Origin of the sequence: Ruminococcus flavefaciens (assembly GCF_900143025.1) — a bacterium.
GTDB classification, from domain to species: domain Bacteria; phylum Bacillota; class Clostridia; order Oscillospirales; family Ruminococcaceae; genus Ruminococcus; species Ruminococcus flavefaciens_I.
Genome location: NZ_FRCT01000007.1, coordinates 38,588 through 53,915, shown reverse-complemented (window position 1 = coordinate 53,915; position 15,328 = coordinate 38,588). Strand labels below are relative to the sequence as shown.

Below are 15,328 nucleotides of genomic sequence, written 5' to 3'. Positions count from 1 at the left end.
TTTAGCTGATTTTTTCTCAGATAGGGCTCGCTCTGTGTATTACAGAGCTTTTTGTTTTCTGCGAGCCCTATCTGAGAAAAAATAAAACTGAAAGTTTTAGGGAGAGAGTTTGAGAAAAGCCCTTTTTCAAAAGGGGGTCTCTCAATAATAAGCGTAAAACTTCTATATAGATGTCACGGCTATTTAGCCCTTTCTATAATAGGGCTGAAAAACCAAGAAATTCAATGGAAAACCATTGATTATCAGAAAAAAATATTTTCAGTTCTATGTTTTGCATAAACTTAGCCGTTTGTATTTGTTAGATTTTACTGTGCAGACGGCTTTTTAGTTGAGAGTTGAGAATTATGTAGTCGTGGGCGGCAATATTCAAAGTTGATAATTGTACTTTGACGGGACGCTGAAATTCGCTCTCAAAAGGCTAACGGCTAAAGTCTAAGGGCTCACAGGCGAACTATCAGTCTGCCTTTGTGTAATATAATGATGTTATGCTGTTTTTATATGTCATTATTTTACATATAAGCACATTTGTGCGGTAAAATCGCGTAAAAAAGAGACAATAAATCATTGCCAAATCGTGAACAAAATAGTATAATAATATTGACATGGGACATTATGTCCAAAAAATATAAATCATTGGGGGAATAATCAATGAATTTTAAATTAAAGAAACTTACAGCCGCTGCTGCCTCTCTCGCAGTTGCTGCAAGCTCAAGCCTCAGCATGAGTACCTCTCTCATTGCTGACGCCGCTTACGGAAATGGCGGAAACGGTTCTGCTGTAATGGAGTACCTTGACCGCGGAGTTTACGCCATAAAGTCTGGCAACGGTATGTTCATAAGCTGGAGATTTAATGCAAATGACGACGATAACGCTGAGTTCCAGCTCTTCCGCGATGGTCAGCTCATTTACACGAGCAAGTCGGGCGACCCTACGAATTACTGGGACGCAAGCGGCAATTCAAGCTCAAAGTACCGCGTTGATACTCTCGTTAACGGCAATGTGGTGAATTCAGAGGACTGCCGCTTTACGTCGGGCTCGAATTACTTCGATATACCGCTGAAAAGTCCTGGAAGTATCTATTCGCCCAACGACTGCTGTGCAGGCGATGTTGACGGCGACGGACAGTATGAGATATTCGTGAAATGGGATCCTAACGACTCGCAGGATAACTCCAAGACAGGCTATACGAGCAAGGTTTATATTGACTGCTACACCCTCACAGGCAAGCAGCTCTGGCGTATCGACATGGGCAGGAATATCCGCGCAGGTCAGCACTATACTCAAATGGCTGTTGCAGACTTCGACTGCGACGGAAAGGCAGAGCTTATAACTAAGACCTGCGACGGTACTGTTGACGGTACGGGTAAGGTAATAGGCAATGGTAATGCCAATTATGTTGACAGCGCAGGTACTATTCTTACAGGTCCCGAGTACATGACACTTTTTGAAGGCGCAACAGGTGCGGCTCTGGATACCATAGATTTCCCTGTACCGAGAGGTACTGCTACAGGCAACGAAGCCAAGAGCACATGGGGCGATAACTACGGAAACCGCTGCGAGCGTTACAACTGCGCTATTGCTTACCTTGACGGCGTTCACCCTTCGGCAGTTTACGGCAGAGGATATTATACAAGACTCACACTTTCGGCTGTTGATGTAAAGGACGGCAAGCTGGTTAAGAAGTGGGTATTCGATACTGGATTCAATAAGAATGACCCTGCTTACGGCTGCGGAAACCACAACGTAATGGTGGCTGACTTCGATAACGACGGCAGACAGGAGGTCTGCATGGGCGCTTGCTGTATCAATGACAATGGAAAGCTTCTCTGGTCCACAAAGAAGATGCACGGCGATGCTATGCACATCGGCGACCTTGACCCCAACCATGAGGGTCAGGAGGTATTTATCTGCCACGAGGACGGAAATTACGGTATTTCTCTCGTTGACGGCAGAAACGGTCAGATAATCTGGCATTACGACGGCGATAAGGATACGGGACGCTGCTGCGCAGACAATATCGTTGCTGGCAACAGCGGTGCGGAGTTCTGGGGCTCAAGACCTGCTAATGCAGTATTTGATGTTTCAGGCAAGCAGATAGGCAACAAGTGGCCTGCTACAAACTTCCTTATCTACTGGGACGGCGATCTGGAGCGCGAGCTTCTTGATGATATCAACATTACAGACGGTGCGGCAATAAACAATTATCCGACAATTTTCACAGCTACAGGCTGTGCTTCAAATAACGGCACAAAGGCTGTTCCTTGTCTTACAGCCGACCTCTTCGGCGACTGGCGCGAGGAGCTTGTTCTCAGAACTGAGGATAACTCAAAGCTTCGCGTATGGTGTACAAATACTGAGACAAAGTACAGACTGACAACTCTCATGCACGATATGCAGTATCGTATGCAGTGCGGCTGTCAGCAGTCCTCATACAATCAGCCGCCACACCCAAGCTTCTATCTTGGCACAGAGGCTCAGCTTCCTGCAAGACCTAACGTTAAGCTGAACAATACTCCTCCCGAGCCTGTAAACGGCAAGCTTGTGAAGAATTTCCTCGTTAAGGACAACGCTAACTCAGGTTCATGGAAGCTTATGGAGTCCAACAAGACAGGCGGTCCTATCTACGGCGACAGAGACTTTACATATACTTCACTTTCGTCCGAGCTTGAAAACTGCGAGTACATTATGACTGCCTGCAATTCAAAGAATACAGATGCGGACCTTGCGGAATTCACAGCAGCAGCCAAGTCGGAGGTCTATGTTCTCGTTGATACCCGCGAGGAGGAGGCAAATTCCGTTCCTTCATGGCTGGGCAGCTACACAAGAACAGACCTTACAGCAGCTTCAAGCAATGGTGTAAGCTTCGTGGCATACAAAAAGACTGTTGAGGCAGGCGAAAAGGTAGTTCTCGGCACAAACGGAATGACAGGCAATGTTATAAACTATACTGTTTTCGTGAAGGAGCCGACTGTTGTTACAACAACAACTACTACCACAACCACGACAACAACTACTACAACGACCACTGAGACTACAACTACAACAACAGAAACGACTACCACTTCAACGACCACAACAGAGCCTGTAACAACCACTACAAACGGCGGTGTTACCGTAACTGTATGGGGCGACTCAAACTGTGACGGCGAAGTTGATATGTCAGATATAGTTCTTATCATGCAGAGCCTTGCAAATCCGAATAAGTACGGTGAGGGCGGCTCGGATAAGTCCGCTATAACTGCACAGGGCAAGGCTAATGCCGATGTTGATATCAGCAGCAAGGGCATAACTTCAAATGATGCACTGAGAATACAGGAATATCTCCTCAATAAGATATCGACACTTGACCCTATGGCTAAGTAAATATTAAAAAAGCTGCATGATATTTCATGCAGCTTTTTTGTAAATATGCTGTTGCACTTGACAAATATTTTCAAAACTGATATTATTAAAATAATAGATAGCAGGGGATATGTTTTCCGCAGCAGAGGAAAATGTTTTTTGAAATTTGCACTATATGTTGTATCTGCACTGTGATCTATGGTTAGAATTTTGAGTGATCGTATCAAGTCTTTGTTTTCGTTACAAAAGGAGTTTGCAGTATGGAAATAATAAAGGAAAAGATCGACAGCGGAAAAGCATTTGATTTTGGCAGGACATCTAAGGGATACGCAAAATATCGTGACATATATCCAAAAGAATTCTATGAAAAGCTTGTAGAATGCGGTATCGGTGTCAACGGTCAGGAATGTCTTGATCTCGGTACGGGAACAGGCGTTATACCGCGTAATATGTACAAATACGGCGCAAAATGGACAGGTACGGATATTTCGGAAAACCAGATAGCACAGGCTAATCTTCTGGCGCTGAACAATAAAATGGATATCAGATTCCGTGTTGTTTCAGCTGAGAATATGGATTTTCCTGATGAAAGCTTTGATATCATCACAGCCTGTCAGTGCTTCTGGTATTTCGATACCAAGGAGCTTGCACCTAAACTGGCAAGAATGTTGAAAAAGGACGGAAGACTTGTCGTGATGCAGATGGCATGGCTCCCCGAGGAGGACAGGATAGCAGGTCTGAGTGAAAAGCTGGTGCTTGAGTATAATCCTGAGTGGAGCGGCGGCGGCTGGACTCGCGGTCCTGTATATATATCCGATGATGTGCTGGAATCGTTTGATATCGTTCACAGAGAAGGCTTCGACCTTAATGTGCCTTTTACTCGTGAGAGCTGGAACGGCAGAATGAAGACCTGCCGCGGCATCGGCGCTTCGCTCTCGGATGTTGAGATCGCAGCGTGGGAGCGCGAACACAGAGCTTTACTGGCGCTTACTGCTCCTGAGGAGTTCGATGTGCTGCACTATGCAGCTATAGCTGTATTGAAAAAGAAGTAATACAGAGGGGGAACGGGGATTATTTGATCCGGAATAAATTTTTATATAAGGATCAAGGAAGATAAAATGAAAAGATTTTTTGCAGGAATAATTGCATTATTCACAATTGGCGTGGCTGTAACAGGCTGTGTTGACAAAAAGAGTGATAATGGAGCGGCTGCTGTTGAAGCAGAGGAGAAGGAAACTGTTCTGACCTCGGAGGAGATAGCAGAGTATATCGAAAAGGGCGCAGAGATCAATGGTTTTGAGAAGGTTGAGGACGCTGCCGATCATTTTATAAAGGCTGTAAAAGAGCGTGATACGAGTCAGCTTGAAGATGTTTTCTATATCAGGGACGAGGTAGAGTATCTGATGCCCATTGATCAGGGCATCTTCGGTCTGATCTATAAGCAGGCTGTAGCTCTTATGGCAGAGCCTGATTATGAAGTCGATCATGCTAAGGAAATAAGAAGCTATAATGATGAGGAAATGCAGCAGGCTGATGATATTGCGAATATGTACTATGTTTATGCAAGCATAGAAAAAGCTGTTACAGGCGGCAGGGAGCTTACCGACGAGGAGAGAACTGCTGCAAGCAAAAAAATATATGCCTTTGATTTTGATTTCAATGGTATCGAAAGACCTGTAAAGGTAACAGAAGGAAAGTTTTATGAGGTAGGTCTCAAAAAAAGCGATGACCTTATAACGATGCTGTTCTCGATGTACAATGTGAACGGTGAAAAATGGCTGATACAGAGCGTGGAATGTAACAGAAAGCTGCATAATGACGAGTAAATAAAAAGCGGTCCGTTTTTCGGACCGCTTTGCTTTAGTCAATATAGAAAATTCTGTCAGGCAGACGCTCTGGAATAGGCTCGTGCGGAACATCAGGTATTCCGAGGGCGAGATGACCTATGCCGATATACTCTCCTTTGAGACCGACTTTTTCAAGTATCTCCTTGCCGAGATCGCTTTCCATTTCTTCTTTTGCACGATGTATCCAGCAGCTGCCGAGACCGAGCTCCTGTGCTTTCAGCATCATATTTCCGAGACTGAGACTTCCGTCATAGACAGCGGTAGGGATATCCTTAGGAGCAATTACGAGAATAATAATAGGTGCGCCGTAAAACGGGTCAAAACCATCTGCCCAGCCGCCGATCTTTCTGTTTTCTTCTGCAATGGTATCACGAAGCTCTTTATTTGTGATAGAGATAAGTACAGGTGCCTGCTTTCCTCTGCCTGAAGCAGCGTAAATACCTGCTTCCAATATTTCGTCAATAAGTGCCTTTGACGGCAACAGCGATGAAAATTTGCGGACGCTTCTGCGTTCCTTGATTATTTTTGTAAGCTTGCTCATTATACGCTCCTCCTAAGCATTTCAAGATATATACATTATACCATGAAAAATCAGAAAAATCAACAATTTTCGGAAAGTTTTTGTCATATTTTTATAATTCTTATAAAAATAGTGTTATTTCATAACCGGTCATATTTATTTTGCAAGTATTGACAGCTTAGATGGTTTATTATATAATTGTCACATGAAGGGAAGTGCATAGAATGATGATAAAGAAGGCTGAAAGCTCAGACCTTGAAGCAGTAAGAGATATAGCTCACAGTGCTATTAAGGCGGTATATCCTCATTATTATCCTGCGGGGGCAGTAGAGTTTTTTCTTGAGCACCACTGTGACGGAAATATAATCAGGGATATCGAAAAGGACAGGGTATTCCTGCTGAAAGATGATAATGGATTAAATGTGGGAACAGTAACAGTTGCTGAGAATGAGATGACAAGGCTTTTTGTGCTCCCCGAGTATCAAGGAAATGGCTATGGAAGCGTACTCATAGGATTTGCGGAGGAGCGTATTGCAGAGAAGTATGATACGGTCATGCTTGATGCTTCATTTCCTGCAAAGCCTATATATCTGAAAAAAGGCTACAGCTTTGTGAAGTATAACTCTATAGAGTGTGCAAACGGAGATAAGCTTTGCTATGACGAGATGATAAAGAAAATAAAGTAAATGAAAGCCGCTGGTGCAAACGCATCAGCGGCTGTTTTCATTCATTATCAGTCAAGCTTTGTAAATCGCCTGACATCACCTGCTTTTCCGATGAACATTGACTTTGGGCGTGCCCATACCTCGCCGTCCTTGACAGACTTGTATATTACAAGCTCCTCCATAGTTTCGGTATGACGGGCTACAGCAAGAAGCTCATATTCGTTGCCCTTGAAATGACGGTATTTTGCACCTACTTCTATTTCGGTCTCCTTGTCAACGGGGACTTCTTCGTGCTTTGGCTCGTTATTTACGATATCGTCTGCAACGATTATCATTGAAGAATATGGAGTCATACGCACATGAGCGTTTGAGTTTTCAACGCTGATAGGTGAAGCGGTGAAAACGTCAACAAGTCCCGAAAGGTGAGTCTGGAAATTAAGGTCGTACTCACGGTCTGAAAGGTTGAGAGCAACATAAACAGTCTGTTCTCCAAGTACCTTCTTGAAGAGAAGCTGCTGATTTGTTATCACTATGCGCTCATAGCTTCCGTTTCTTACTGCCGGATATGCGCGGTAGATGCGGCCGAGCTTTACTATGTGGTTATAAAGGGAAACGTTTCCGTGCTCTGCCATATCGTTGAGATGCAGACATGGACGGAGATTATCGTCGGAATTGTTTTCCTTTCTTCCCTCTACACCGTATTCGCTACCGTAGTAGATAGAAGGTATACCGGGCATGGTGTACATAAGTGTGTATACAAGCGGCAGATGAGCGTTATTGCTGAGAGTGCTTGCAAGACGGTTGACATCGTGGTTGTCGACAAAGTTATAGAGGTCGATATTGCGGTAAATGCCGCCGTTAGCACCTGACTGCCTGTTGATAGAGTAGTCTATCTCGAAGTAGTTCTTATCGTTGTGGGACGACCAGAGTCCCTTATAGCATTCATAGTTTGTAACGGTATCCAGCATCTCGGGATTAGCCCAGCGGTTGTAGTCGCCGTGGATTATTTCGCCCATAAGCCAGAAATCGGGCTTTTTGCTCTTGCAGAAGGTTCTTATCCTCTTGATGAACTCGAAATCAAGACAGTCGGCAGCGTCAAAGCGTATACCGTCGATGCCGAAGGACTCTATCCAGTAATTTATAGCGTCGATGATATGGTCACAGACTCCGGGATTGCGGAGATTGAGCTTTACAAGGTTGTAATGACCGTTCCAGCCCTCATACCAGAATGGGTCTCCGCAGGGGCTCGGACCTCCGAAATTAAGGTTCTGGAACCAGTCACAGTACTGTGAAGCCTGTCCTTTTTCCTGTATATCAACGAACTGTGGGAACTTTCTGCCTACATGATTGAAAACTCCGTCAAGAATGACTCTTATACCGTTTTCGTGAAGTCTGTCACATATAAAGCGGAATGAATTATTATCGCCAAGACGTCTGTCTATCTTTTTGTAATCGATCGTATCATATCCGTGTTCAACGGATTCAAAGACGGGTCCGAAATAAACTGCGTCAACGTTCATCTCCTTTAAATGGGGTATCCATAGAAGCACTTTGTCAAGACGATAAGTAACGTCTTCGTTTCCGTCATTGAACTTGGGTGCACCACAAAATCCGAGAGGGTAGATGTGGTAGATTATGGCGTTATCATACCAGTTCATAATCAAAACTCCTTACATTTATTTATTTGAGCCTTCCATATAGTAGGATGCTTCCATATCGGCAACATTCAGAGCCAGAGCCAGAGGATACATTTCCAGTGCTTTGCCTATAGAACCTCTTTCCTCTGTGCCGCCGTATGAAAAGCCCATGTGGTAGCGTATTGCAAATGCCTCCTCGCGGGTCAGGCGATTATCGCCGTAAAAGAAACCAGAGAGTATGTATACGGATTTTTCGCCGTGTCCGTAGGGGAGAGTGTCGTTTATAGCGTAAAACGGTACTTTTTCCCATTGACCTGTTTCGTCGTTCTTTTTATTTCTCATCTCGACAGTATAGAAATTGACCTTGCATACATCGTGGAGAAGGGCTACAAGAGCAATAGTTTCTTCGGAATAATCCATACCGTAAAGCTCTTTTGTGCGCGGACGCGAAAGATAGTCCTTCAGACAATGGTAAACGTTGAGACTGTGCTGAACGAGACCGCCTTCATATGAACCGTGAAATCTTGTACTGCTGGGAGCAGTAAAAAAGTCGCTTTTTTCAAGGTATTCCAGAAGCTTGTCAGCTCCCTCACGTTTTATGTTTTCCTTATATATCGAGATAAATTCTTCTTTTGGTGTCATATATGATACTCCTTACACTACTATATAAATATTATACCACAAATTGCAAGTAAATTCAATAGGTGTATATAATTTTTTTATTAATAATCACTATAATTGGTATAACCTCTTTGTATTCGGTGAAAAAACCGCAGGAAAGACTTGAAATTTTCTTTGAAATATGGCATAATTAAAACATAATTTAGCGAAGCAAAATTATGTTTTGAGCCATTAGCCTTTATTCAATAGTCATTAGCATTTTTAGTTTCGGATATTATCCGCACGATACAGCGGCAGATCCGCTTCCTAACGGCTGAGAGCTAACGGCAGACGGCTTCAGAAATACGGTATCCGCTGCCGTAAAGCGGAAGTTAAGGAGGAAAATATGTCCAATCAGCTTTGTATCGTTCTTGATTTCGGCGGTCAGTACAACCAGCTCATTGCACGAAGAGTACGTGAGTGCGGTGTATACTGCGAGATAAAACGATTTGATACTCCTATCAGCGAGATAAAGGCTATGAAGCCTACCGCTATCATTTTCACAGGCGGTCCGAACAGTGTGTATGATCCTGCATCTCCCCATATTTCTAAGGAGATATTTGAGATAGGCGTGCCTATCCTCGGAATCTGCTACGGCTGTCAGTTAATGGCATACACTCTCGGCGGCAAGGTTGAAAGCTGCGAGAAGAGCGAATACGGCAAGATCGAGATAGATCAGAATACAGACAGCCTTATATTCAGGGACGTTCCCGAAAAGAGCATAGTATGGATGAGCCATACCGACTTTGTAAGTCAGCTCCCCGAGGGCTTCAGCGTAACTGCAAAGTCTCAGGACTGCCCATGTGCAGCCTTTGAAGCTCCCGAGAGAAAGCTCTACGCTGTACAGTTCCACCCTGAGGTAACTCACAGCGAATTCGGCAAGCAGATACTCCATAACTTCCTTTACAATGTCTGTGGATGTACAGGTGACTGGGTAATGAACGACTTTATTGAGAATACTGTCAAGAAGCTCCGCGAGCAGATCGGCGACAAGAAGGTAATTCTCGGACTGTCGGGCGGTGTTGATTCCTCTGTTGCAGCAGGACTTCTCAGCCGTGCAGTAGGCAAGCAGCTCACCTGCGTATTCGTAGATCAGGGACTCATGCGCAAGGACGAGGGCGACTTCGTTGAAGAGACCTTTACAAAGCTTTTTGATATGAATTTTGTCCGCGTAAACTGCAAGGACAAGTTCCTCGCCGCACTTAAAGGCGTAACTGACCCCGAGCAGAAGCGTAAGATAATCGGTACTGAGTTCTATAATGTTTTCTGGGATAAGATCAGAGAACAGGGTACAGACGGATTCTTTGCACAGGGTACTATCTATCCTGACCGTATAGAGTCTGGCAGAGGAAATCAGGCAGGTCACGGCAGTACAGCTGTTATAAAGACTCACCATAACATGGTCAAGATGCCTGATGATATCAAGTTCGCGGGAACTATCGAGCCTCTTGGCGACCTCTTCAAGGACGAGGTCAGAGCAGTCGGTGAAAAGCTGGGAATCCCCCACGATCTCGTATGGAGACAGCCGTTCCCGGGACCCGGTCTTGGAGTTCGTATAATCGGCGAGATAACAGAGGAAAAGATAAAGATATTACAGGAAGCAGATGCTGTGTTCCGCGATGAGATACGCAAGAGCGGTATCGAGGAGCAGCTCAAGCAGTTCTTTGCAGTCCTTCCCGATGTGCGTACAGTCGGCGTTATGGGCGATCACCGTACATATGACCATCTTATCGCTATCCGTGCGGTAACTACCGACGACTTTATGACTGCCGACTGGGCAAGAATACCATACGATGTACTGGCTAAGGTGTCCAACCGCCTCTGCAATGAGGTCGAGCACGTTAACAGAGTAGTGTATGATATAACCTCTAAGCCTCCGGGGACTGTGGAGTGGGAATAATAAACAAGACCTCAGAAACGGCGTAGATACGCCATTTCCGAAGCCTCAAAATCTCAGTGATAACAATTTGATAACAGGGAGCTAAGCGGAATTATTCTGCGGTTCAAGTGGCTTATAAGTTGCGCCACTCTTTCGCAGGTTCATGCTTACCGCAATCATCGGTCGTTTTCGGCCAATTGAGCTTCCATTCTGTATATTCGGCCTTGCTGATCTTACCGTCAGCAAGGTCTTTTTTTCGTCTCTGCCACTCAGAAAGGAGGTCAGTCATCAGGATAGAGCCGAAAACAATGCCCTTTCTTCTGTTGTCGTCCTCGTCCTCGCAGTCCTCAATGCTGATAGGGTAATGCTCGTCAAGCTCAAAGAGCATCATCATAACGCCCTCAGCTCCGAGAATCTCATCGTCTGCAAGAAAACGAGGGTTCACGTCCAAGGCCTCGGCAAGCAATTCGACAAGTGCCTGCTTGGGTGTGCGAGTGCCTGATTCATACTGTGCGATGCGGACATCGGCAGACCTCTCGTCAAAGCCGACTGCCATACCGAGCTGTTTCTGCGTCATTCCTCTGAAATCACGAATGCGGTGTATCTTATCTCCTATAATGCTCATGGTGGTTCACTCCTTATATATTTCTGTGTTAGCAAAATCTCATACTATCCAGGTAAAGACCTCGGCTGCACTTTCATAGTCATCCATATGAGCTTGGATATTCCAGATCCACGCAGTTGCAATATAGATGAATTCTTTCTCTCGGTCAATCAAATAGAAAGAGACAGCCTTTGTGCCTGACGGTGCTTCCCCATTAAAGTCATACCATTCCAATTTATTATCAAATTCTTCGGGAAATAGCTTAGCCATGTCATTGGGATCTGGAAAACTGATTGCAAATGTTTGAGAGCCTTTTGTATAACCATATGTAAACAAACGCTCGTCAGAATCTCTGCTTTCAATAGGAACGGAAGTCTTAACATAATATTTCTTTCCAATTTCAAGGGAATCCGTTCTTATTCTGATCTGTTTTTCTTCATAGTCAGTCGCTTCAATGATATGGTTTTCATCATTATTGATATACACTCCATGTGATGTGTTCCAGCTATCCACTATATCGAATGAGATATTCTTTTCGTCCTCATCTACGATCTCAATGTCAACAAGCGGTGTTCTGAGTACAGTCACATTGCTTTCAAGCACCTTATCTTCTATCATATGATTCACCTCCAGGATAGTAGCTTTACTGCATTATAACATATTTGTTTAGGATAGTCAATAGATACTAAACAAAAAAATTTAGAAAAATTTCGATTTAGGGGTTGACAAAAACAAAAATGTTTAGTATAATAAGACTAAGCAAAAATGTTTAGATAGAGAATTTTGCTTATCGGATACGCAAATGCGCCCGATACCACACAGAACAATATTTTAAGAAAGGGTTGACTACTATGTCAGAAAAGTTTATCCGTGCAGAGGAACTGGCAGAGATCTGCTCGAAACTCTCGATGTCGAGGAGGAGCCGCCGTTCTGATTCTTATGATCTCAGAGCGAGTATTTTTACAAAATCCGAGCTGAGATTTTTGCTGAAAATATCATTTAAGATATGATGTTTTTGAAAAAAAGTAATGCGGATTTTTGAATAAATGTACCCACAATTTCGGCTGCTGAGTCAGCCGATAAAAGCCCCGCAGGGCACAATAGATACTTTTGATAGACGGTCGCTCGGCTGTCGAAAGTATCTTTGCGTTACTCTTGCCAAGAGTAACAGAAGCTAATTCGGCTCCAGCCGAATTATTCGGTGCTCCGCACCGATCGCCTGCTGTGCAGGCTTATCCATTTTCTCAGCCGCATCAGCGGCATATTCATAAGGAGAGTGATCGTATAGTACAAAGAACTCTGAGCGGCTGTTTCGGTCGTGGAGACCTCAACCACAACAACCGTTCTATCATAACCGAAAATGTCAATAAGGACAGGATCCGTGATGATATAATCATCTGTCAGCGTTCATTGAAACAGCTCTATCATGAACTGTTCGATGAAGCGCTTGCGGAGTATAACAATAAGCAAACCAGACGTGACCGGAAGATCACAAATTATCAGGAACATATCCGCCACAGCCGACAGGAAAAAGAATTCCATGAAGCGATATTCCAGGTCGGCAACCGTGATGATACCGGAGTGGATTCCGATATGTGCAAGGAAGCGGCTGCGGTGCTTGAAGAATATGCCCGCAGCTTTGAAGAGAGAAATCCCCATCTGAAACTGTTCAATGCTGTGATCCACATGGACGAAAGCACACAACATCTGCACCTTGATTTCGTTCCGGTATGTGATGAAAAACGCAAGAACGGAATGCGTGTCCGCAACTCTCTGACCGGAGCTTTACGGCAGCAAGGACTTGAAGGTGAGGGCATCTCCAATACCATTACTATGGCGTGGCTCGAACAGGAGAAAGAGCATATCGGTCAGCTCATGCTCGAACATGGTATCGAATGGGTAAAGCTCGGCACACATGAGAAGCATAAAAGCGTTTCAAAGTACAAGGCTGAGAAGCTCCGTGAGGAAATCGATTCTGCCGACAAACTGTTAGACATGAAAATGTCTGAACTCAGCTCGGTCGAAGAGCAGGTCAGAGCGGCAGAGAGTACGCTTGAAGATAAGAAACAGGAACTATCCGAAAGCGAAGAAAGGCTCTCCTCGGTGACAGCAGAAACAGAAAAAGCAGATGCCGATCTTTCAAAGAAAGTCGAGCAGATCAACAAGGCTCTGAAATATCTGCCTGACCTAAGGAAACATGAGGACGCTGACCACGAATATCTTGTTGCTGTATCTGAGCTGCACGATATGCTGAAAAGCGGAATGTCTATCCTTAGAAACAAGGATTCGATCATTAGTCGTATCGACACCTTAAAGCGCCTTACTCAAAAGGCAATGGACAAACGTGACAAAGCTGAGCTCACCATTTATGATCTTCGTCAGCGAGGCGAAGAAGTTGTTACCGAGCGTGATAATGCTCTTGAAAAGCTGAACGCTGTCAGGGCGGAGAAATCTGCACTGTACTCCGAACTGAAAACAGTCAAGGCTGAAAACATGGAGTACAGCGAGGTACTTGCTATGCTCGAAAGTATAGCACCTACTATTCTCAGACATGCGAAAGAGATGCTGAGAGAGCAACAGCAGAGAGAACAGGCACAGCAGTTAGCGTATCAGCCGCCAAAAAAGAAAAAGTCTTGGGACTTGGAATAACAGGAGGAATTATTATGATCATCAGAAGCAAAGACAAGGTTCAGGAAAATGGCAAGAACAAGCCCGTATGGGTTCTCGACACCGATGCCCTGACCGTTACCCACAACACACCAGATGCCGCACCGAGCGTTACAGAGTTCAGCTCTGATCACATCAAGTATCACCTGCACTACTCGGCGGAGTACCGTCCAACAAGGCTGAAAAAGCTCGTCAATGACGGTACGATACTCAGCTACCTGACCGAGCTTGACCGTTCCGTAGCAGAAGCCATAGAACGCCAGGTCGGAATGATGCTCGAAAATGATACCGAGTATCTCAGAGCCGTGGCGGTCGGTGATCTTGCAAAAGCGAGAGGTCTGGAGAATATGGATCGCCAGATTGCCAGAGAGCCTGTGTATGCGGCTATGGTGTATGTGTGATGAAGTAAAAAATCTATAAACAAAATGAGAAAGCTGAGGAAAAATCCCTCAGCTTTCTTTCACTATTCTTTTATTCAATTTATTATTGTTATCAACGAAGCATTCATAGATTTTAGGAATTCCAGCTTCTCGAGCCAATGCAACAATTAAATCTCGGGTTGGCTTTTTAGTACGCAAACCGATGATTACTCCACTGGGCTTAAATGTTATGAACTTTGACCCATTCCCCTCTAAATCATTATGAAGAATTCTCCATTCCTTGTCATATTCATGGCATTTATGCTTGATAAGGCATACTCGTTCATATTGCCAGCATTGTGAAGGGAGAATACTATATATCATTTTACGAAAATCGGGATGATAATTTTTCAAAGCAGAATCAATTGCAACGAACCGTGCATAGTCCGTAGCATCATACGTTTGATTTGAGTAATATACGGGATATAGAGAATAATTAGGATGAGAAAAAGGCATTTCAGCATTTTGGGGGCGAGTTACCATCTCTGGTGTAATGTTATACATCAGTGCAAATCCATAATGATTATCAGCATATTTTAACCATAGGACTTCGTTAAGATCTTTTTCAGTAAAGCATATTGAACGATGTCTTTTTTGGATTTCTTTTCTGGTTGTATCAATGATATTTGTTCCTAATGTTGTCCAATCCTCTATACTGCGAAAACTAAAGAACTGAGAAAGCCTAGCCTCTGGAATATTGAGTAGAAGCGCTAATTGATTTAGGTTTTGCGGATTAAGCAGAGCATTTAATATTCCATTTTCTACAGTATTCCAGTTAATTGAACAAAACGAGTCAAATGGATCATCATAATACTCAGCAGAAGAAAAAAACAGACGATTGGTACGCATTGCTTCAAGGCTATTTGTATCAGCTTTTCTAAATCGGTACAGTTTTTTCGGGTACTTTATAGTTTCGGTTAGTTTTCTACATTCTTCTGGAATGTTCTGACCTGTTAAGGAAGTCAATGTTTCCCAAAATATTTTTCTATCCTTGTTATTCATGTAATCCCTCTTTTCACATATTATTTGGCTTGCAATTATTATACCATAGTTTCATTCTTATTTCAAGTGATAAAGCCGAAGGATTC

Annotated in this window: 13 protein-coding genes; 7 read left to right on the top strand and 6 right to left on the bottom strand. The window is 43.9% G+C overall.

The features are described from left to right. Window positions 1-648: 648 nt before the first annotated feature. From BUB28_RS09040 to BUB28_RS09030, 3 genes are all read left to right on the top strand, one after another. Window positions 649-3,363 (top strand): rhamnogalacturonan lyase family protein, encoded by a 2,715-nt coding sequence (locus BUB28_RS09040; protein WP_242939970.1) that lies wholly within the window; start codon window positions 649-651, stop codon window positions 3,361-3,363. Window positions 3,364-3,602: 239 nt separating this feature from the next. After that, on the top strand, window positions 3,603-4,394 hold the full coding sequence (locus BUB28_RS09035) for a class I SAM-dependent methyltransferase (RefSeq protein ID WP_072950781.1): 792 nt from the start codon (window positions 3,603-3,605) through the stop codon (window positions 4,392-4,394). 66 nt (window positions 4,395-4,460) lie between these two features. Next, on the top strand, window positions 4,461-5,168 hold the full coding sequence (locus BUB28_RS09030) for a hypothetical protein (RefSeq protein ID WP_072950779.1): 708 nt from the start codon (window positions 4,461-4,463) through the stop codon (window positions 5,166-5,168). 34 nt (window positions 5,169-5,202) lie between these two features. Here BUB28_RS09030 and BUB28_RS09025 read toward each other — a convergent pair whose 3' ends face one another. Then, the gene (locus tag BUB28_RS09025) at window positions 5,203-5,730 is read right to left on the bottom strand and encodes a nitroreductase (protein ID WP_072950777.1); all 528 of its coding nucleotides are present in this window, start codon (window positions 5,728-5,730) and stop codon (window positions 5,203-5,205) included. 203 nt (window positions 5,731-5,933) lie between these two features. On the opposite strand from BUB28_RS09025, the gene BUB28_RS09020 reads away from it, so the two are divergent. Further along, window positions 5,934-6,395: a GNAT family N-acetyltransferase gene (locus BUB28_RS09020; protein WP_175547829.1), complete on the top strand. Its 462-nt coding sequence runs from the start codon at window positions 5,934-5,936 to the stop codon at window positions 6,393-6,395. Between the two features lie 47 nt (window positions 6,396-6,442). Here the strand turns inward: BUB28_RS09020 and BUB28_RS09015 are convergent, their stop codons facing one another. Continuing rightward, on the bottom strand, window positions 6,443-8,032 hold the full coding sequence (locus BUB28_RS09015; protein WP_081373459.1) for a DUF1653 domain-containing protein: 1,590 nt from the start codon (window positions 8,030-8,032) through the stop codon (window positions 6,443-6,445). An 18-nt stretch (window positions 8,033-8,050) separates the two neighbouring features. Beyond that, a complete protein-coding gene (locus BUB28_RS09010; protein ID WP_072950775.1) occupies window positions 8,051-8,653 on the bottom strand; it encodes an HD domain-containing protein in 603 nt (200 codons plus the stop codon). Between the two features lie 364 nt (window positions 8,654-9,017). On the opposite strand from BUB28_RS09010, the gene guaA reads away from it, so the two are divergent. Continuing rightward, entirely contained in the window at window positions 9,018-10,571 is a 1,554-nt protein-coding gene (gene guaA, locus BUB28_RS09005) for a glutamine-hydrolyzing GMP synthase (protein ID WP_072950773.1), read from the top strand. Between the two features lie 112 nt (window positions 10,572-10,683). Here guaA and BUB28_RS09000 read toward each other — a convergent pair whose 3' ends face one another. Then, a complete protein-coding gene (locus tag BUB28_RS09000; protein ID WP_072950771.1) occupies window positions 10,684-11,175 on the bottom strand; it encodes a helix-turn-helix domain-containing protein in 492 nt (163 codons plus the stop codon). 39 nt (window positions 11,176-11,214) lie between these two features. Continuing rightward, window positions 11,215-11,772, bottom strand: a complete 558-nt coding sequence (locus BUB28_RS08995; protein ID WP_072950769.1) for a hypothetical protein — start codon at window positions 11,770-11,772, stop codon at window positions 11,215-11,217. Between the two features lie 537 nt (window positions 11,773-12,309). Between BUB28_RS08995 and BUB28_RS08990 the strand changes: the two genes are divergently transcribed. Both BUB28_RS08990 and BUB28_RS08985 read left to right on the top strand, forming a co-directional pair. Further along, entirely contained in the window at window positions 12,310-13,803 is a 1,494-nt protein-coding gene (locus tag BUB28_RS08990; protein WP_175547828.1) for a plasmid recombination protein, read from the top strand. A 14-nt stretch (window positions 13,804-13,817) separates the two neighbouring features. Beyond that, the gene (locus tag BUB28_RS08985) at window positions 13,818-14,222 is read left to right on the top strand and encodes a hypothetical protein (protein ID WP_072950765.1); all 405 of its coding nucleotides are present in this window, start codon (window positions 13,818-13,820) and stop codon (window positions 14,220-14,222) included. 48 nt (window positions 14,223-14,270) lie between these two features. On the opposite strand, the gene BUB28_RS08980 is transcribed toward BUB28_RS08985, so the two are convergent. Continuing rightward, entirely contained in the window at window positions 14,271-15,242 is a 972-nt protein-coding gene (locus BUB28_RS08980; protein ID WP_072950763.1) for a DUF2971 domain-containing protein, read from the bottom strand. Window positions 15,243-15,328: the final 86 nt, after the last annotated feature.

Excerpts from the sequence above, each read along its gene's own strand:
- BUB28_RS09040 (WP_242939970.1), top strand. The coding sequence starts at position 649 with ATGAATTTTAAATTAAAGAAACTTACAGCCGCTGCTGCCTCTCTCGCA.
- BUB28_RS09035 (WP_072950781.1), top strand. The coding sequence starts at position 3,603 with ATGGAAATAATAAAGGAAAAGATCGACAGCGGAAAAGCATTTGATTTT.
- BUB28_RS09030 (WP_072950779.1), top strand. The coding sequence starts at position 4,461 with ATGAAAAGATTTTTTGCAGGAATAATTGCATTATTCACAATTGGCGTG.
- BUB28_RS09025 (WP_072950777.1), bottom strand. The coding sequence starts at position 5,730 with ATGAGCAAGCTTACAAAAATAATCAAGGAACGCAGAAGCGTCCGCAAA.
- BUB28_RS09020 (WP_175547829.1), top strand. The coding sequence starts at position 5,934 with ATGATGATAAAGAAGGCTGAAAGCTCAGACCTTGAAGCAGTAAGAGAT.
- BUB28_RS09015 (WP_081373459.1), bottom strand. The coding sequence starts at position 8,032 with ATGAACTGGTATGATAACGCCATAATCTACCACATCTACCCTCTCGGA.
- BUB28_RS09010 (WP_072950775.1), bottom strand. The coding sequence starts at position 8,653 with ATGACACCAAAAGAAGAATTTATCTCGATATATAAGGAAAACATAAAA.
- guaA (WP_072950773.1), top strand. The coding sequence starts at position 9,018 with ATGTCCAATCAGCTTTGTATCGTTCTTGATTTCGGCGGTCAGTACAAC.
- BUB28_RS09000 (WP_072950771.1), bottom strand. The coding sequence starts at position 11,175 with ATGAGCATTATAGGAGATAAGATACACCGCATTCGTGATTTCAGAGGA.
- BUB28_RS08995 (WP_072950769.1), bottom strand. The coding sequence starts at position 11,772 with ATGATAGAAGATAAGGTGCTTGAAAGCAATGTGACTGTACTCAGAACA.
- BUB28_RS08985 (WP_072950765.1), top strand. The coding sequence starts at position 13,818 with ATGATCATCAGAAGCAAAGACAAGGTTCAGGAAAATGGCAAGAACAAG.
- BUB28_RS08980 (WP_072950763.1), bottom strand. The coding sequence starts at position 15,242 with ATGAATAACAAGGATAGAAAAATATTTTGGGAAACATTGACTTCCTTA.